We start from the raw sequence: 16,615 nt of genomic DNA on the forward strand, positions 1-16,615 counted from the left end.
GATGCAATATCGAAATCAGACCCTTGAAGCCCTAACCGCCTAGAATTAAACCAGTCCAACTTTCGGGGGCCAGTTCATACTACCTGCGATGGGGCGTATTTAATTTAGACTTTCGACTGCGACGTACAGGGAATACGCACCGTCTTTAACGCGCGATAAATAGTCTGCTTCAAAGCTCCAAACTCTTTCATCCCGCCCTGGATAGTCGGCTACTCACCTGTCTCTACTTCTGCTTGAATAACCGGATCTGCCCCCTGTTTCGCGCTGATCTTATAGCTGTGATTCTTCGCGGCCACCGTTAACATACGCAGACCACCCGTGTTCCGATCCGCTTCAAGCAGCAATTGCTGCTTGAAGCGGAGACCCGAAAGAGGTATTGAGCATACTCACAGCGAAGTCACGCGCGTCTTGTTCTTGTAGAGCTTGGTCGGAAACTCCTAAACTGCCAGTTTGAGCTATGCCCTGTGGTAATGCGGGTGTAGAAAGCGGCTTATTCAGTCAGAAGGCTTTCGCCTTTGTCCTCCAAAAGCTGTTCCATCTCGCGCATCTCAGCGGTCTGGACGTCAATCATTTGCTGAGCTAGATCCACGAGAGGCTGGTAGCCACCGTTATCGATTTGGTCTTGGGTCATGGCAACGGCACCTGCATGATGGGAATGCATCAGCTGAAGGAACAGGGTGTCTGCTTCCTCGCCTTCAAGCGTTTTTAGCTGATCCATCTGTTCTGGAGTGATCATGCCATTGGCAATGTGCTGGGCATGATGCTCCATCAAGTCATGTTGGTCCCATTGTTCAGCCCAATCGACCATGGTGTCGATCTCTTCCTCTTGCCCGACTTTAATACGGTCAGCCAAATCCGCTGTGGCTGCGCTGGTGCCCTGGGCAGCTAGGATGATCTCGCTCATGTCCACGGCTTGTTGGTGATGTGGCGTCATCATCGCAAGAAAATGTAAATCCACTCCATTGACTTCAGCGGGCTGATCGTCCCCGGCTGTCACCGCGACACCATCCTTATCGGTTTGCGGGGCATCTGTGGCGTCTGAGTCCTGTCCGGAGCATGAGGCGACACTGACCCCTAAGAGTGCAATAGCAATCAAGCCGGAGATGCGGTGCCGTAAAGGTGTGCTTGTCATGAATGGAGCCTTCCTAGGACTGAAGTATCTAACGCGTCGGTCAAATTAAGGATACCCCCCTAGGGTACCTTAGGGCGTTGATCACCTGTCCGTTGCGCTTACGGTGTATTCCACCTTCGCGCAGGTTATAAACGACCAGCAGCCTGTTGACTTGCGTGAACTTATCGAGCTCGCCCACTTTGGACCTGACCCACGAGAAATGTACGCGTCTTTGCTGACACAGGCATCCTGTCTTTTATCCGTGAGATTCTTAATTCTCATTACCCCTAGGCTTAGGGAAAGACAAGGCTCTCGCCCCGATACTGCAGACGATTCCTACTAAGACTACGAATAGCGCCCCCAATAAGATTCCCGTGGAGGAGGGCAACAATAGGCCACCTACTGCGGAGCCAACAGCCGAACCCAAATAATTCGCGGACGCATTAGCAGCAACGGCAGTCGCACCTTCATCAGGATTTGCACTGAGCATCGAATGCTGTTGCGGCGCCATGGAAGACCAGCCAAAAAGCCCCCATGCAAAAAGACACACCATTGCCACCATACGGCTCGAGGGAAATAGCAACAACATTGCAAAATCAACAGCAAGCAAACCGATGATTATGGTCGTTAGCTTGCGAGAACTATCTACCTTATCGAGCACCCGCCCGATTCCAAATGCACCAACTGCACCGCCAATTCCCCAAATCCACATGCCAGGAATGGTGCCTACCTGCACTCGTTCGAGCACCACGGAAATATAGGTATACAGTCCCAGCGAACCGACTCCCACGAAGAAAGTAACCAAGACCGTTAGAAAATTATCCACCCGACCAATGATTCGGAGTCGCTGCCCTAGCGAGGAAGAAGGCACAGCTGGTACAGCACTCGTTTTACGTATCGCTATACCTGCCAACGCCGCCATGCCAACCACTGATACCAATGCAATGGCAGCCCGCCAGCCTAGCTCCTTGGCCACTCCCAGTCCCGCTGGTACACCCACAACAGTTCCCACCGCCAAACCGGCTAGCACCAATGACAGCGCACGTCCGCGACGCTCCGCTGTGACCGACATACCCGCTACCGCTGCGGACAATGGCGAATAGATTCCCGCTGCCGCACCTGCAATCAGCCGCGAAACTATAAAAACACCCACCGTAGGGGATACAGCGGTCACAACATTGGCCAGAGAAAACACAGCAATAGCGCCCAGCAGTCCATTTCGCGGATTCTTGCCCACCCTACCTGATAATAGTGGGCCGCATACCGCGTACGCACCGGTAAAAGCGGTAACACCTAAGCCAATCACGCTGCCACTTGCACCCAAGTCTTCGGCAATCTGAGGCAGCAGCCCAGCAATAACATACGCATCCAACCCGAGTGCTACGCTGCCCAAAACTAACGGCCATAGCTGTTTAAGCATTAGAAATCACCATGTCAAGCAAACCTGGAAAGCACTCGTCTAGATCGTCTCGGCGCAAAGAGATGACACAACTGCGCCCCTGGCTTCTTGTCCACGTCACACCGGCTTCACGCAGCTGCCGAGTGTGGTAAGTCAGGGTCGACCGAGGCAGGTCGTCAGCAAGCGTCAAGCTATCGTGCTCCTTGCCGTCTGCTAAGCGTTTGACCATTTCCAACCGGATGGGATCACTTACTGCAGCCAATACACGGACGAATTCTAAATCCTCGGTGGCCGGATGCTCATATTTTCGTGGACTCATTCCAACTCCAATCGTGCAAGAATTCTTGAACGATTAGCCAGACTAAGTCATTCGAGACATTCGTGCAAGATTTCTTGCATAAACGAAGGCCCACCGACAGCGCATCGGTGGGCCTTCTCCCCATGACTAATCTCTCGGCACTCAAGGAGGGAGTGGAGCGCACCCTCCTGCAAGCACCGCCCGTGATTAGGCAAGCCTAAGTTTATAAACCTTTCGTAGGATGGTCAAGGGTTTGCCCATAAATTTCTTCACCCCTGGCAAAAGCGCAGTTAACCTGCAATAACGAGTACAATCCGGAACCATGGCTGAGTTGAAATCCACTATTTCCGAGCAACTCCGCAAATTCTGGCGTGCCAACGACAAGGAATTGACCGATTCCCCGCGTCGCGGCGTCGCCTCCCCTGCCGAGGCCACGGCACTGCGCGAGGAGGTCGCGGCCGAAATCGCGGACCTCATCAAAGCCCAGAAGGGCAAGACCAGCCCAGGCGATACCGCGCTCGATGCTGATGCCGCCGCCACCCTGCCCCTTGGCGCACGCATCAAGCCGCGCGGCGTCTTCGAAGATGACTGGAGCGCGCGCCCTACCGCGGAGCGACCCTGGCCGGTCATCCTCATCCACGGCACCTGCGATACCAAAGGCGTATGGCAAATCCTCGGCAATGAACTGCGCCAAGACGGCTGGGCCGTCTTCGCCCCTGATTATGGGCACCGCGCTACCCAGCCGCTCGCGGAATCCGCACGCCAGCTTGGCGCTTATATCGATACCGTCCGCGCAGCCACCGGCGCAGACAAGGTCATCCTCATAGGCCATTCCCAGGGCGGGCTACTTGCCCGCTATTGGATGCGCATGGAGGGCGGGGCCGAAAATGTCCTGCACCTGATGTGCATTAGCGCGCCGAATCACGGCACCACCTATGGCGGTATCGCCAGCCGCCTCATCCGCACCCCGCGCCAGGAAGCGGTGCTGCGCTCCATCATTGATGGCTGGTTTGGGCCGGCGGGCATGGACCAGGTCGTCGGCAGTGAAGCGCTGCGCGAAACCAACCGGGACGGCGATCTGGAATCCGGCGTGAGCTATACCTGCATTGCCACGCGGTCCGACGCCGTCGTTGTCCCGCCCGAGACCTGCTTTCTCGACCCCCGCGGCGTCGCAGAGGGCACGGTCCGCAATATTTATGTCCAAGACTTCGACCGCCTCGCGATGGTCATGCACGAGGATATGCCAATGGATAAGCGCGTCCGGGCCATCGTGCGCACCATTTTGGAACTGGTGGAGAGCATCCCGCGCTAGTTATAGCCCCAGCTCATCCAGCACCGCGTCAAAGGCGGGTCCCACCTGGGTGCGCCACAGCGTATCCACTTTCTGATCACCCCGGCCGGGCCCGCCATTGATAACGGCCACGCGCTTGCCCTGCTTCTTTGCCTCCAGCACAAAGCGGTACCCGCTCATAACCGCCAGCGAAGAGCCGGCCACCACGAGCGAACGCGCCTGGCCCAGCAGTGCAAAAGCAGCATCGCGGCGCTCGGCCGGCACGGGCTCGCCAAAGTAGACGACGTCCGGCTTCAACAAGGCAGAACCACAGCGCTCGCACCCTGCCATGCGGAAGGCTGCCACGTCTGCTTCAGCGAGCGTCACGTCACCGTCCGGGTTCACTTGGTCCGCCTCCACGACGAGGCGCTCCAAGTACCCCGGGTTCGCTGCGGCTAGGCGCGCATCGAAGTGCGGCCGCGCCTCCCGCTGCCCGCACATTAAGCACACGACGGTTTCCATATCGCCATGCAGCGCCACCAGATTCATGGTTCCTGCCTGTTTATGCAGGCCATCTACGTTTTGCGTGACCACGCCATTGACCAGCCCGGCACGCTCCAGCTCGACGAGCGCATAGTGCGTGCGATTCGGCACCGCGGAATCCATGACCCGCCACCCCACAAAGCTGCGGGCCCAATACCTATGGCTCGCGGCCGGGTCGTGGCGAAATTCCTGATAGGTCATCGGCCGGTGCCTACTGAGCGAGCCGCGCGGTCCCCGATAATCCGGCACGCCCGAGTCCGTAGATACCCCAGCCCCGGTCAGCACCATCACTGGGCCCTCGCGCAGCTGCTTGACGACGTCCCCCAAAGCCTTCCCCGGCTCCGTATGCGGCGCCGATTCTTCGACCACTCGGGCGATCGAACGCAGCGCAGACCGGTGGGCAAGGGAGACGGCGGGATCCATGCCCCCGATGCTAGCTTTCGGGCAGGTGCTCTACATAAAGCCACTCCGAATCCAGCTCCCCGTGGCGCGAGCACTTAGTATGCCAGCCATCGGGGCGCACCTGGGCCACCATGCGGCGGCCACAGATCTGGCAGTAGCGCGGCACGTCGAGGCCGGCTGCGGCCGCGGGGTGCAGCGTGAAGACCTCCTCGATCGGCTTGCCGGTATTCGGATGAAAAATCGGCTCGTCCCCAGCCAACACGGCAGCGGCCAATTCGGATGTTGGCTCGGATAAACCAGGCACTATAGGGCCTTAATCGGCAGGTCGATGCGGTTCAACATGTCCACATCCTTTTCAATCTGCTGGCCCAGGGTGGTCAGGTAGTTGCCGGCGATAATGGCGTTGATGCCGCCGAGCAGGCCGCGCTCAGTGCCGTCGTCGCCAAGCGAAAGCTCGCGGCCACCAGCAAAGCGCAAGGTGGTAGACGGCATGGCCAGGCGGAACGCCGCCACGGCGCGCAGGCCCTCTCCCAAGGGAACCAGCGGGCGATCCGCGAAGGGGGTGCCCGGGCGCGGGTCGAGGAAGTTCATCGGTACCTCGCACGGATCAATCTCTGCCAGCTGCGCGGCGAACTCGGCGCGCTGCTCCAGGGACTCGCCCATGCCGACGATGCCGCCGCAGCAGACCTCCATGCCTACCTCGCGCACGTAGTTGAGGGTCTGCTTGCGCTCCTCCCAGGTGTGGGTGGTGACCACATTAGGGAAGAAGGAGCGGGAGGTCTCCAGGTTGTGGTTATAGCGCTGCGCGCCCATATCCTTCAGGCGCTGCGCCTGCTCGCGGGTCAGGGTGCCCAGCGAGCAAGAAATCTCGATGTCGACGGCGTCATTAATCGCGGCAATCGCCTCGCCCACCTGGTCCAGCAAGCGATCGTCCGGGGACTTCACCGCGGCGACGATGCAGAACTCGGTAGCGCCGGACTTAGCGGTCTTCTGCGCTGCCTCCACCAGCTCAGGGATGTTCAAGCGCACGGCGCGCACCGGGGACTCAAAAAGGCCGGACTGGGAACAGAAGTGGCAATCCTCTGGGCAGCCACCGGTCTTAATGGAGATAATGCCTTCCACCGATACGTCCGGACCACACCACTTCAGGCGGGTCTGGTGGGCGATATCGGCAATTTCTTCCAGCTGGGAATCCGGAACCTGCAATACCTGCAGCAGCTCTTCCTGGTTGAGGCCTTTGCCTTGCTCTAGGGCTTTCTCACGGGCGATGTCAACGATGCTCATGGTGGTAAACCCTACTTGAACGGCGTTCAACTTTGGTTAAAACCACATATAAATCTGCACGGAACTACCCTCGGGGGCATGACGCTTTATGATGACACCCTCTCCCTCCTCCAAGAGCTTATCCGCAATGCCTGCGTTAATGACCTCACCCCGGATTCCGGCCACGAGGTGCGCAATGCGGATAGCCTGGAGAAATTCTTCGCGGGCGAAGACGTGCAGATTGAGCGCTTCGAGTCCCACCCGGGCCGCGTCTCCATCGTCGTGACCGTCCCCGGCGATCCGGACAAAGAACCGCTCACCCTCATGGGCCACACGGACGTCGTCCCCGTAGACGAGCCGAAGTGGACCAAGCCGCCTTTCGAGGCCCTTATCGAGGATGGCAAGCTCTACGGCCGCGGTTCCGTAGACATGCTCTTTATTACCGCCACCATGGCCGCCGTCACGCGCGAGGTCGCCCGCGCCGGTAACACGGGCGGCACCCTTGCCTTTGTCGGCATGGCCGATGAGGAGGCCCGCGGCGGCCTCGGCGTGCGCTTTATGTCCGAGAACCACCCCGACGCCTTCTCGTGGAAGAACTGCCTGTCGGAGACCGGCGGCAGCCACCTGCCCGGCGCGGTGGGCTTTAACGTGGGCGAAAAGGGCGCCGGCCAGCGCCGTCTGCACGTGCATGGCGATGCCGGCCATGGCTCTACTCCTTATGGCAAGGACTTTGCCATCGTGAAGATCGGCGAGGTGGCCCGCCGCATCGCCGCCGCCGAGCCGCCCACGGCCTCCAATGAGATCTGGGAAGGCTTCGTGCGCACCTTCAAATTTGATCCCCAGACCGAGCAAGAGCTTATCGACGGCACCGGTGACTACTCCAAGTTCGGCAACCTCGACGCCTATGCCCATGCCTTTAGCCATACCACCATCGCCGAGACCGTCCTGCGCGCGGGCGGCGCAATCAACGTGCTGCCTTCGCACGCTTACCTGGAAATGGATGTGCGCCCCTTCCCTGGCCAAACCCAGGAGGATCTGGATGACTTCCTGCGCAGCGCGCTCGGGGACATGGCCGATGAGGTAGAAATCGAGCACCTCATCACCGAAGATGCCACGCAATCCTCCACCGATACCGAGCTATGGCGCGCCATTGAGGCCACCTCCAAGGAATTCTTCCCCGACAAGGACGTTGTCCCAGTTCACGCCACCGGCGGCTCGGACCTGCGCTTCGCTCGCCGCAAGGGTGGCAATGCCTATGGCTTTGCCATGCACGCCGAGGGCCGCGATATGGCTAGTGCCAATTCGCAGCTGCACAGCCATGACGAGCACCTCTACTTGGAGGACCTCGAGCTCACCGTCCGCGCCTACCGCAGTCTGGTCAATCGCTTCCTAGGCCTGTCACAGGCGTAACAAGTGTGGCAAGATGTCTGGCATGAGCTTTGCACGTAAGTCCGCGCTGCTTTCTGCAGCCACCGCCCTGACCGTAACCCTCGCCGCCCCTGCCGCTGCCCATGCCGACGCCGTTGATAACCTCCTCGACAAGATGCCTGCCGGCCAGATTTCCTGCTCCCAGGCACAGCAATACTGGACCAACTCCGCTGACTACAACCAGAAGAAGTCCCAGGCCCTCGCCGTTGCCACCGTGCACCCACGTGGCAACGAGGTCCGCGGCGCCATCGGCCGCATGGATGAGGCCATTGCCCGCTGCGGCCTAAACGGCACCACCGGTCAGGGCAAGCCAGTCAACACCGGCGGACAGCGCGGCAATGCTCCTGCGCCAAAGCCGGCCCCGGCACCGGCCCCTGCCCCGGCGCCAGCCAAGAACGCCAAGGTCATCGAGCTGGGCACCATCCCTGGCCAGCCGACTGTTGACGTCCCCTTCCTAGGCCAGACCTTCCGCATCCCGGACGCGGCCAAGATTGCCCAGAACGCTGTATCCCAGTTCCAGCTGCCACAGATTCCGCAAATCCAGCAGCTACAGCAGCTGTCTTCCTTCTAAGACACTAAGACACTGACTTGGTCGGACCGCTTAGCGGTCTAGCTGAAAATAGATCCCGGCATGCGCACTGCAGCCGGGATTAAATTTATGCCCGCAGTCGGGACACGCAGGCGCGGCGGAATAGGCGTGATAATTCATTTCGGTGCGGCAGGCGCCGCAGAGTACCGAGGGGGCGTCGACAAGCATGGGCCCAAACTCATGCTCAGTGAGCTCGGCATGGCACAGCGCGCAGGCAAAATACTTCCCGCAGGTGGCGCACTTATTGGCCACCACGTCCAGCGGGGAATGCCAATGCTTGCACCGGCCTTGCGCATCAATCGCGCCGTGAATCTTCATGGCCGTCAGCATACGCGCCATTCTGCTGCCACTGGTGCTTCTTTTCCTCAGACTTCTTGGCATTGTGCACGGCCTGAATGCCCACCACGATGGCGATGATGATCGGCACCCACACCTTGCTGTAATCCATGAGGAATACGAGCCAGTCGGGCAGATCGATGTCGATGTTGAAGTCGATATTCGGCACCGGCAGCTCTATCTGCGGAAACTCCGGCACCGGGAGCGCGATATCCGGCAGGTTAATCTCCGGCAGCTCCCAATCCGGCAGCAATCGGGACAAGATGCGGCTGATGATCGGGCCAAGCACGATCACGCCAATGGCCCAGCCGGACTTTCCCAGGCCACCCAAAAGCGGATACAGCACCCGCTTGAAGGAGCTTTCCTCCATGGCGTGGCGGCGCTTTTCCCCCACGGAGCCGGCCGGGGGCTCGAGGGCGACTGCCTCCTCCCCATTGCGGTAGTACACGTCCAGGAGCTCGCCAAAGGGTGATGCCTGAATGTCCAGATAAGGTTTGCTGCGCGGGGCGGAGTTCTCAAGAAGGGTGAGGTCTTTTTCAATCTTCTTCTTGAGCGAATAGCGGCCCGCGCGGGGCCGATCGTGGCGGCTGCGTACCTGACCGTTCACCACAATTTGCAGGCGCGGGCTGGGGTTCTTCCGCCAGAGTTGGACGCGCTCCACCAGCGAGGCATCGCCTGGGACCGGGGTAAAGTCCTTGCCCTTCTTTGGCCACTCGCCCATCTCCGCGAACTCGGCATCGTACCCACGCTGCACCTCGATGGTGCCCACTTCGGGGTGCTCTAGGCACCACGTCTCCATTAGCTCTTCCCTGCCTTAGAGCCCACCACGGCACCCAGCCTGCTCGCGGCCCACGCTAGGAACACGAATACTGGGAGGTATATCCAGGTGCCCTCGTTGAAGTAGAGGGACATGGCTGCAAAATACGCCAGCCCCGCCACGCAGAAAATGGTCCAGGAGGCGCGGAAAGTGGCGCCGTCGGCAAGAGCAATGACCACGGTCAGCACGGCCATGAGGATGAGCAAGGCGAGGCCGGGGACAAGGTGGTAGACAGCCGGCGGCAGGCCAACGAAGACCGCGGCCATGGCTATGGGCGCCCACCACTGCCACCAGACGCGGCTGGGCTCGTCTTTCGTTTCCGCTTCTTCTAGCTCCTCAAACACGCACCCAACCTATCACAGGGCTTAAGGAAACTTATGGGGAAGAAATCCTCCCTGCGACCGGCCTAATCCTCCCCGCGGAGGATACCGCGCTGAGCAGTGCGTACCTAGCGTTAAGAGCATGAAAAGCACACCACTCATCCTCGCGGCGGGCGTAGTATTCGGCGCCATCTACGGCACCAATGCGCTCCTGCCAGACATCTATGACAACCCCACTTCTGAAGTGCAGGCCGGACAGGCCCGCATCCCCGGATTATCCTGCACGGAAGAAGATGGCTCCACCAGCCGTGAACCACGCTGGGACTGTGACGGCACCCAAATCCGCGCTAAGGAAGCCGGCGTACAAGACAAAGACCAAGCCACCCGACGCTACCTCCGAGCAATGGGTGAAGGTACGGCCATGCCGGAAGGAGACATCGACCGCGACGGGGATAAGCGCACGCTTAGCGATGGCGACCTCGTAGCCATCAGCATCGAGGGCGATGGCCCCACCACGTTCCTCTCCTTGCGCGGACCGCGGGCTGAAGAACTTGCCGAGGAGGTAGAAAAGGCATGAAGAACCTGTACTGGCTATCTATCGCTTTTGGCCTTGTAGTCTCCGGCTTCTTTTTCGCTGATCGTCGGTTTACCGAGGTTGGGCTCATCGGTGCGCTCATCTGCGTGGGCCTTACACTCGGCTTGGGATTCTTGTGGTTTAGGCCGCGGCCGATGTGGCAAGGCATCCTATGGGGTGCGCTCGCCCAGCCGGTGGTGGTGAGCCTCAACAACCAAATGGTGGGGATTTCGAACAAGCTGGGGCTTACCTTCCTGGACTCGGCCTTTTACTCGCCACTTCCAGAGGAAACCATCAAGCTCCTCGGCGTTGTCATTATCGTTGCAGCCTATAAGAACGTGCGGCATCCCTACCAAGCCGCCGCGATCGGCATGGCGGTAGGCCTTGGCTTCGATGCCATGGAAAATGTGCCGTTCATCCTCCACGCGGCCATCGATAACTTGGACGGCGACCTCTGGGGCGTCATCATTACCGGTATCGGACGATTCTTCACTGGCGCCTTTACCCATGCTCTGTATACGGGGGTTGCGGCGTGGGGCGTCGGCAAGCTCTATGCGGGCGCGCGCCACGGGTATTGGCAGGTCGCCGGATTCTGGCTGGCCGCTATTGCCCTACATACCTTGTTCAATGGCGCGACCATGATTGCGGGTGAGTGGCCGGCGACCATCCTTGTTATCGCCCTCATCACCTGGACGCTTATTATCTGGGGCCTGCGATTCATGCGCAAGCAGGACAAGAAACACGCGGCACAAAGCAGCGAAAAGTCCCTACCCGCTAAAGATTCGGAATATAGCTTCTGAGCTGCCTAAACGTCTCAAAAAGGTTCGTGTCCGGCGGGTGTTATAAGGTGTGAATCGTACACAAGTTCACACGATAATTTAGGTACGATGCGCCATGGAAGAACCCTACTTTTCCACGACCAACACCACCGACCCCACCACACGCTTAGCCTTTGAGATGCGAAAGGCGGAATACGAGTTCTGGGTGAGCCAAGTCCCGGAGCTCGATTCTGATTTCGAATTAGTTACCCAATCCCTATACCGCACCACAGGCGTCAACGAAGGCCGGATTGGCCATATCCTCATGGCGCTGCACCGCTTGGAGGAACTGCCTGAGCTCCAGGCGCTGCAGCACCGCCTCTATCACTTAGATCTCGACCGCATTATTGCCATCAATAAGTCCCTCAACCGCTTGGGCAATCCGACGCCGGAGGTGGTGGCGCGCATCGATGAGCAGCTCACCGCCTACCTCACCCCTACCCGGCCCAACCAGACCATGCGCACACAGGCGCAGATCAAGCGCAAACTCAACGAGCTCATCAACCTCGCGGATGACACGCTAGCTGTCACCCAGGGCCCTACACAGCCGCGCTACACCATGGAAAATTGGGGCGATAACACCTCGGCGGTGACTTTGAGTGCGGACCCGGCGGTTATCGCGAGCGTCGATAAGTGCGTCCGGCAGACCGCGCTGGAGCTAGATTGCTCGCTTGCCGACGCCGCCATTGCACTCCTCACCGGCCGCACCCAAGCCCCCGAGATCATCCTCAACGCCTACAAGGCCACCGACGTGCCCAATTCCCCGGCATTTATTGAGTCCGTAGGCTGGCTCGACCCGGCGCGCTCCAATGCGCTGCCCTACACTAAAATCCGGGAGATGGACCCTGACTATGAGGTCAAGGGCTATGTCACTCCCGCCGCCATGACCGCGTACCTGGAAGGTTTCGACGGCACCTGCCGCTACCCCGGATGCAACCGCCCGGCATCCGCCTGCCAGAAGGATCACCGCATCAACCACGCGGACGGCGGGCCGACCACGCCGGCAAACCTCGCCTGCTTATGCCAGCACCACCACAATGTGAAGACCGATGGTCGTGCTTTCTACGTCATGGACCCACATACGCGCGACATCATCTGGCTTTTCGAGGATGGCACGTGGACCACCACCGAACCATCCGGCCCGCTGGCGCCCAAGAACAAGAATTGGGTGCAGACCTTCGCCCAAACCATGACTGCCCACCGCGCCCGAGCATATGAAGAGGCGCAAGAACTCATGCGCCAGCAGAAAACCACCCCTAGGGAGGAGGAATAAAACCACCAGCTTCCCTACAGTGGCTGGTATGACGCAAAATTTATTCACACTTGACGAGCTCGTAATTTCTCAGACCAAGTCCTTCCTCAACGATCAGTTCATGATCACCGATCTAGACGGCACTCCTGTGGGCACCATCCTTCAGTCCACCAGCCTCAAAGACATGGTGTTTAAATCCTCTCGCAGCTTGGAGGTCGCACTCACGGATGCTGAAGGCAACCCGCTACAGACGGTCATGACGATTTCGGACCCGCCGAATTTTCTGCGGGATACCTATGAGGTGCACTTGCCGGGAATCGAAAAGCCCATGGCCGTCATTACCAAGCGTTTCTCCATGCTCAAGACAAAGTTGGACTTGACCATGGAGGGCTTTGCCGACGTCGAAATTCACGGCGACTTCTGGGATTGGAACCTTTCCATCACCTCGCGGGGCCGCCGGCTTGCCAACGTCACCAACGAGTGGACCGGCGTGGGCAACTACTTCATGGGCAAAAATACGTACTGCCTGGCCATCACCGCGGGGCTCAACGAGCAACAGCACGCTGCCATCATCGGCGCTGTAATGAGCATGGATATGCTGCGCACTAAGCAAAAGAACAGCGACTAGAAAGTGCTGTTGCAAAGTTGGGCGGAGAGCAGCGAAGACTCGGTTTCTCATTCCCTGATGGCCGCTGCGTGTGGGCGTTGTTAGGCCGTCTCGAAGACCCGGTTGACGATCACCGCGTCCGGGTTCGGTTGCCCGTAGACAAACATCGCGCCTTGCCCTTTCCGCAATGAGTGCATCGCCTCCATCTCTTTCAACATCCGATATGCAGATGTCCGGTTCTTAAACGCGCCTTTCGGCCCGAGGATCCGCTTCAGCCGACCATGGTCGCCTTCCAGGGTGTTGTTGAGGTATTTCACCCGCCGGTGTTCCACTGTTGGCGGGCAGATTCCCTCTGACTTCAACTCGGCGATTGCCCTAGCTAGGGAGGGTGCTTTATCACCGTTGATCACTTTGGAATACCCGGCTGATGCATTGGATTTGACGGCCTTAGCCAGAAAACACTTCGCTGCGGCCACGTTCCGCTTCGGAGAGAGGTAAAAGTCTAGGGTCTGGCCACCGGCGGTGACCGCCCGATAGAGGCCTCATCCACCCGCCAGGAACTAGCCTGCCAGTCAGGTACCTGTCGGGACCACCGTGTTTGCTTGTCCAGCTCACGGGCGTATTTCTGGACCCAGCGGTAGATCGTGGTGTGATCGACTGGCACGCCCCGCTGAAGTCATCATTTCCTCCAGATCGCGGTAGCTTACCCCGTAGCGGCAGTGCCACCGCACTGCCCACAGAATGATGTCACGGGGGAAATGACGACCAGAGAAGATACCCATGGCTGTGACTATTTCACGTCACTCTTCCTACTGCCCCAACTTTGCAACAGCACCTTTCAGGGTCATATGGGGGCAGTGGAGAGAAGTGGTGGATCAGTGGACGGCGGTGGATGCCGGAGTAGGCGTGGCGTGTTCCTCTTTCGACTCGGTCGGAGCCAGGTGAGCCGGATCCAGATCAATGCGGCGCAACAGCTGGGCGTTCAGGGCCACCACGATGGTCGAGGCAGACATCAAGATCGCGCCCACGGCCGGGGACAGCACGAACCCGATCGAGGCGAGCACTCCGGCGGCCAGCGGCACAGCGAGGATGTTGTAGCCAGAGGCCCAGATCAGGTTCTGGATCATCTTGCGGTAGCTGGCCTGGGACAGCTCAATCATCGACAGCACTGCCCGCGGGTCATCACTGGCTAGGACCACCCCGGCAGATTCCATGGCCACATCCGTGCCGGCACCGATGGCGATACCGACGTCCGCGCGGGTCAGAGCGGGGGCGTCATTGACACCGTCACCGACCATGGCCACGCTCAAACCCCGGTCCTGTAGCTGCGTGACCTTGGTGTCTTTGTCCTGGGGCAGGACCTCGGCGAAGACCTCATCAATGCCTAGGTCCTGACCAACCGCCTGGGCCACCTGCTGGGCGTCGCCGGTGATCATCGCGACCTTCACCCCGCGGTCCTGCAGGGCTTTCACGGCGGCGCGGGATTCGGGGCGGATCTTGTCCTCGACGGCCACCGCACCGATGATCTGACCGTCGCGGACAATATGGAGCACACCGGCCCCACGCCCGGTCCAGGCGCTGGTGGTGTCGGTGAGCTTGGCCGGGGTCGTGAGGTTGAACTCGCGCAGCATGTTCGGCCCGCCCACGAGGATCTCAGCGCCATCGACAGTGGCCCGGACCCCCCGGCCGGAGGCGGCGCTGAAACCAGTTGCACGGATTTGCCGACGGGAGGCCTCGGGATGGGCGGCCGCGGCCGCCACGATGGCGCGGGCCACGGGGTGCTCACTGTCGGCCTCCGCAGCGGCGGCCAGGGCCAGCAGCTCTCCCTCGGTGACGCCGACAGCTGCCGCGACACCGGTGACCGCGTGCGCACCCTCGGTCAGGGTGCCGGTTTTGTCGAAGAGCACCACGTCGATGGTGCGCATCCGCTCGAGCGCCATCCGGTCCTTGATGAGCACCCCGGATTTCGCGGCCCGCTCGCTGGAGATCGCAATGACCAGCGGAATCGCCAGGCCCAGGGCATGCGGGCAGGCGATGACCAGCACCGTGACCGTGCGCACGACGGCATCGTCCGGACTGCCGATAATGGTCCACACCACCGCGGTGATCAGAGCGGAGATCAGCGCGAACCAGAACAACAACGCCGCCGCCCGATCCGCCAGGGCCTGGGCCCGGGAGGAGGACTCCTGGGCGTCGGCAACCATGCGTTGGATCCCGGCCAAGGCGGTGTCCCCGCCGGTAGCCTCCACCCGGATGCGGACGGTGTTGTCGGTGGCCACGGTACCGGCGACCACCTTGTCACCGGTGTCGCGGAAGACGGGACGGGATTCGCCGGTGATCATCGCCTCATCGAATTCGGCGGCTCCGTCGAGGATGGTTCCGTCGGCCGGCACCCGGGCACCGGCCCTCACCAGCACGACGTCGTCGACGACCAGGTCGGAGATGGCCACGGTGCGGGTGGTCCCGTCGATGACTTTCTCGGCCTCATCCGGCAGCAGGGCAGCCAGCGCGTCAAGCGCGGAAGACGCGGCCCCGAGAGCGGACATCTCCAACCAGTGCCCCAGCAGCATGATGGTCACTAGCAGGGCCAGCTCCCACCAGAAGTCCAGCTCAAAACCGCCCAGCCCCAGAGTGGTGACCCAGGAGGCGACAAACGCCACGGTGATGGCCATGGCGATCAGGAGCATCATCCCGGGTTGGCGGGATTTCAGTTCTCTCCATCCGCCCTTGAGGAAAGGCGTTCCGCCGTAGACGAAGATGATCGTGCCCAGCACCGGGGGGATCCAGGTAGATCCGGGGAATGCCGGGAGTTGGTAGCCGAGCAGCTGGGCGACCATGGGGCTGAAAATAACGACGGGAATGGACAGAATCAGCGACCACCAGAAGCGGTCCCGAAACATTGCGGTGCTGTGTCCGGCGTGTTCGCCGTGACCATGAACGTGGTGGTCTTCGTCCAGGGCGGAGTGCGGGTGATCGTGGGGCATCGCCTGGCCGTGGGTGTCGGCATGTGCGTGGTGTTCGTGGCTGGCATGATCCGGGTGGTGGGTGTGGTCTGTTTCCGGAGCGGGGTGATCACCATGGTGATCACCCGAATGGTGGGGAGTGCTCATGACGTTCCTTTCGCTCAACCCGGTCGGGGTCGAGATGATGGGTAAAACTGATCAGGATAAGACGGTGTAGCCGACCTCCTCGATGGCCCGGCGAACCATCTCCGGAGGTACGGCGCCGGTGACCGTGACGGTGGAAACTCCACCAGCAGCGAGATCAATCTGGACGTCGTCGACCTGGGGGAGGGCCTGAAGGGCCTGGGTCACGCTTTTCGCGCAGTGCCCGCAGGTCAGGCCGGTGACCTGGTAGCTAGGGGAGGACCCTCCTGCTGACGAGTCGCTGGTAGCAGGGGTGGAGGCGGTGTCGGCACGTGAGGCAGGTCCGCAACAGCTGCAGCCGTGGGAGGCCATCGGCAAGAGGCGGGGCGGAGAGGTGATCATAGGAAAGCTCCTTCGGTTCGGTGGGGTGCGGCGATGCCGCCCTCTAGCGCATACCCCCCTGGGGTATGTTCCCTAGCGTATACCCCCCCGGGGTATATTT

General features: G+C 60.4%; 18 protein-coding genes and 1 pseudogene. 7 read left to right on the forward strand and 12 right to left on the reverse strand.

Features of this window, described 5'->3' with window-relative positions; translation table 11 throughout:
* Window positions 1-490: 490 nt before the first annotated feature.
* From QP884_RS04705 to QP884_RS04715, 3 genes are all read right to left on the reverse strand, one after another.
* Entirely contained in the window at window positions 491-1,132 is a 642-nt protein-coding gene (locus QP884_RS04705) for a DUF305 domain-containing protein (RefSeq protein ID WP_284820986.1), read from the reverse strand.
* Window positions 1,133-1,382: 250 nt separating this feature from the next.
* On the reverse strand, window positions 1,383-2,531 hold the full coding sequence (locus QP884_RS04710; protein ID WP_284820988.1) for an MFS transporter: 1,149 nt from the start codon (window positions 2,529-2,531) through the stop codon (window positions 1,383-1,385).
* Window positions 2,524-2,772, reverse strand: a complete 249-nt coding sequence (locus tag QP884_RS04715; protein WP_284820990.1) for an ArsR/SmtB family transcription factor — start codon at window positions 2,770-2,772, stop codon at window positions 2,524-2,526. The genes QP884_RS04710 and QP884_RS04715 overlap by 8 nt, the downstream gene beginning before the upstream one ends.
* Window positions 2,773-3,130: 358 nt before the next feature.
* Here QP884_RS04715 and QP884_RS04720 point away from each other — a divergent pair, with 358 nt between their 5' ends.
* Window positions 3,131-4,120 carry a lipase family alpha/beta hydrolase gene (locus QP884_RS04720; RefSeq protein ID WP_284820992.1) on the forward strand — a complete coding sequence of 330 codons (990 nt, stop codon included), beginning with the start codon at window positions 3,131-3,133 and terminating at the stop codon, window positions 4,118-4,120.
* Here QP884_RS04720 and QP884_RS04725 read toward each other — a convergent pair whose 3' ends face one another.
* Genes QP884_RS04725 through bioB form a run of 3 tightly spaced genes read right to left on the reverse strand, consistent with a single transcriptional unit; the run spans window position 4,121 to window position 6,307 of the window.
* On the reverse strand, window positions 4,121-5,044 hold the full coding sequence (locus tag QP884_RS04725; protein WP_284820995.1) for a Sir2 family NAD-dependent protein deacetylase: 924 nt from the start codon (window positions 5,042-5,044) through the stop codon (window positions 4,121-4,123).
* 10 nt (window positions 5,045-5,054) lie between these two features.
* The gene (locus tag QP884_RS04730; protein ID WP_150850254.1) at window positions 5,055-5,327 is read right to left on the reverse strand and encodes a hypothetical protein; all 273 of its coding nucleotides are present in this window, start codon (window positions 5,325-5,327) and stop codon (window positions 5,055-5,057) included.
* Entirely contained in the window at window positions 5,327-6,307 is a 981-nt protein-coding gene (bioB, locus tag QP884_RS04735) for a biotin synthase BioB (RefSeq protein WP_284820996.1), read from the reverse strand. The genes QP884_RS04730 and bioB overlap by 1 nt, the downstream gene beginning before the upstream one ends.
* 78 nt (window positions 6,308-6,385) lie before the next feature.
* On the opposite strand from bioB, the gene QP884_RS04740 reads away from it, so the two are divergent.
* Both QP884_RS04740 and QP884_RS04745 read left to right on the forward strand, forming a co-directional pair.
* Window positions 6,386-7,696: a M20/M25/M40 family metallo-hydrolase gene (locus QP884_RS04740; protein WP_250411414.1), complete on the forward strand. Its 1,311-nt coding sequence runs from the start codon at window positions 6,386-6,388 to the stop codon at window positions 7,694-7,696.
* Window positions 7,697-7,718: 22 nt separating this feature from the next.
* Window positions 7,719-8,285, forward strand: a complete 567-nt coding sequence (locus QP884_RS04745) for a hypothetical protein (protein WP_239454646.1) — start codon at window positions 7,719-7,721, stop codon at window positions 8,283-8,285.
* Window positions 8,286-8,315: 30 nt separating this feature from the next.
* Here the strand turns inward: QP884_RS04745 and QP884_RS04750 are convergent, their stop codons facing one another.
* The 3 genes from QP884_RS04750 to QP884_RS04760 are packed head-to-tail and all read right to left on the reverse strand — an operon-like array spanning window position 8,316 to window position 9,800.
* A complete protein-coding gene (locus tag QP884_RS04750; RefSeq protein ID WP_284821000.1) occupies window positions 8,316-8,621 on the reverse strand; it encodes a CHY zinc finger protein in 306 nt (101 codons plus the stop codon).
* Window positions 8,599-9,438, reverse strand: coding sequence for a hypothetical protein (locus tag QP884_RS04755; protein ID WP_284821002.1), 840 nt, complete (start codon window positions 9,436-9,438; stop codon window positions 8,599-8,601). Before QP884_RS04755 ends, QP884_RS04750 begins: the two co-directional genes overlap by 23 nt.
* Complete coding sequence (locus QP884_RS04760; RefSeq protein ID WP_284821004.1) at window positions 9,438-9,800, reverse strand: heme transporter; 363 nt, start codon at window positions 9,798-9,800, stop codon at window positions 9,438-9,440. The genes QP884_RS04755 and QP884_RS04760 overlap by 1 nt, the downstream gene beginning before the upstream one ends.
* Before the next feature lie 118 nt (window positions 9,801-9,918).
* Here QP884_RS04760 and QP884_RS04765 point away from each other — a divergent pair, with 118 nt between their 5' ends.
* The 4 genes from QP884_RS04765 to QP884_RS04780 all read left to right on the forward strand — a co-directional run bounded on the left by QP884_RS04765 (window position 9,919) and on the right by QP884_RS04780 (window position 13,048).
* A complete protein-coding gene (locus QP884_RS04765) occupies window positions 9,919-10,353 on the forward strand; it encodes a hypothetical protein (RefSeq protein WP_284821006.1) in 435 nt (144 codons plus the stop codon).
* Window positions 10,350-11,150 carry a PrsW family intramembrane metalloprotease gene (locus QP884_RS04770; RefSeq protein WP_284821007.1) on the forward strand — a complete coding sequence of 267 codons (801 nt, stop codon included), beginning with the start codon at window positions 10,350-10,352 and terminating at the stop codon, window positions 11,148-11,150. Before QP884_RS04765 ends, QP884_RS04770 begins: the two co-directional genes overlap by 4 nt.
* Before the next feature lie 94 nt (window positions 11,151-11,244).
* Window positions 11,245-12,441, forward strand: a complete 1,197-nt coding sequence (locus QP884_RS04775) for an HNH endonuclease signature motif containing protein (RefSeq protein WP_284821009.1) — start codon at window positions 11,245-11,247, stop codon at window positions 12,439-12,441.
* A 28-nt stretch (window positions 12,442-12,469) separates the two neighbouring features.
* On the forward strand, window positions 12,470-13,048 hold the full coding sequence (locus tag QP884_RS04780; protein ID WP_284821011.1) for an LURP-one-related/scramblase family protein: 579 nt from the start codon (window positions 12,470-12,472) through the stop codon (window positions 13,046-13,048).
* An 80-nt stretch (window positions 13,049-13,128) separates the two neighbouring features.
* On the opposite strand, the pseudogene QP884_RS04785 reads toward QP884_RS04780, so the two are convergent.
* The 3 genes and pseudogenes from QP884_RS04785 to QP884_RS04795 form a co-directional block, all read right to left on the reverse strand.
* Window positions 13,129-13,809: pseudogene (locus QP884_RS04785) on the reverse strand (IS6 family transposase).
* 93 nt (window positions 13,810-13,902) lie between these two features.
* The gene (locus QP884_RS04790; protein WP_284821013.1) at window positions 13,903-16,137 is read right to left on the reverse strand and encodes a copper-translocating P-type ATPase; all 2,235 of its coding nucleotides are present in this window, start codon (window positions 16,135-16,137) and stop codon (window positions 13,903-13,905) included.
* A 51-nt stretch (window positions 16,138-16,188) separates the two neighbouring features.
* The gene (locus QP884_RS04795) at window positions 16,189-16,515 is read right to left on the reverse strand and encodes a heavy-metal-associated domain-containing protein (RefSeq protein ID WP_284821015.1); all 327 of its coding nucleotides are present in this window, start codon (window positions 16,513-16,515) and stop codon (window positions 16,189-16,191) included.
* Between the last annotated feature and the right edge of the window lie 100 nt (window positions 16,516-16,615).

This window comes from Corynebacterium tuberculostearicum, assembly GCF_030229345.1.
Taxonomy (GTDB): domain Bacteria; phylum Actinomycetota; class Actinomycetes; order Mycobacteriales; family Mycobacteriaceae; genus Corynebacterium; species Corynebacterium tuberculostearicum_G.

Excerpts from the sequence above, each read along its gene's own strand:
- QP884_RS04705 (WP_284820986.1), bottom strand. The coding sequence starts at position 1,132 with ATGACAAGCACACCTTTACGGCACCGCATCTCCGGCTTGATTGCTATT.
- QP884_RS04710 (WP_284820988.1), bottom strand. The coding sequence starts at position 2,531 with ATGCTTAAACAGCTATGGCCGTTAGTTTTGGGCAGCGTAGCACTCGGG.
- QP884_RS04720 (WP_284820992.1), top strand. The coding sequence starts at position 3,131 with ATGGCTGAGTTGAAATCCACTATTTCCGAGCAACTCCGCAAATTCTGG.
- QP884_RS04725 (WP_284820995.1), bottom strand. The coding sequence starts at position 5,044 with ATGGATCCCGCCGTCTCCCTTGCCCACCGGTCTGCGCTGCGTTCGATC.
- bioB (WP_284820996.1), bottom strand. The coding sequence starts at position 6,307 with ATGAGCATCGTTGACATCGCCCGTGAGAAAGCCCTAGAGCAAGGCAAA.
- QP884_RS04740 (WP_250411414.1), top strand. The coding sequence starts at position 6,386 with ATGACGCTTTATGATGACACCCTCTCCCTCCTCCAAGAGCTTATCCGC.
- QP884_RS04745 (WP_239454646.1), top strand. The coding sequence starts at position 7,719 with ATGAGCTTTGCACGTAAGTCCGCGCTGCTTTCTGCAGCCACCGCCCTG.
- QP884_RS04750 (WP_284821000.1), bottom strand. The coding sequence starts at position 8,621 with ATGAAGATTCACGGCGCGATTGATGCGCAAGGCCGGTGCAAGCATTGG.
- QP884_RS04755 (WP_284821002.1), bottom strand. The coding sequence starts at position 9,438 with ATGGAGACGTGGTGCCTAGAGCACCCCGAAGTGGGCACCATCGAGGTG.
- QP884_RS04765 (WP_284821006.1), top strand. The coding sequence starts at position 9,919 with ATGAAAAGCACACCACTCATCCTCGCGGCGGGCGTAGTATTCGGCGCC.
- QP884_RS04770 (WP_284821007.1), top strand. The coding sequence starts at position 10,350 with ATGAAGAACCTGTACTGGCTATCTATCGCTTTTGGCCTTGTAGTCTCC.
- QP884_RS04775 (WP_284821009.1), top strand. The coding sequence starts at position 11,245 with ATGGAAGAACCCTACTTTTCCACGACCAACACCACCGACCCCACCACA.
- QP884_RS04780 (WP_284821011.1), top strand. The coding sequence starts at position 12,470 with ATGACGCAAAATTTATTCACACTTGACGAGCTCGTAATTTCTCAGACC.
- QP884_RS04790 (WP_284821013.1), bottom strand. The coding sequence starts at position 16,137 with ATGAGCACTCCCCACCATTCGGGTGATCACCATGGTGATCACCCCGCT.
- QP884_RS04795 (WP_284821015.1), bottom strand. The coding sequence starts at position 16,515 with ATGATCACCTCTCCGCCCCGCCTCTTGCCGATGGCCTCCCACGGCTGC.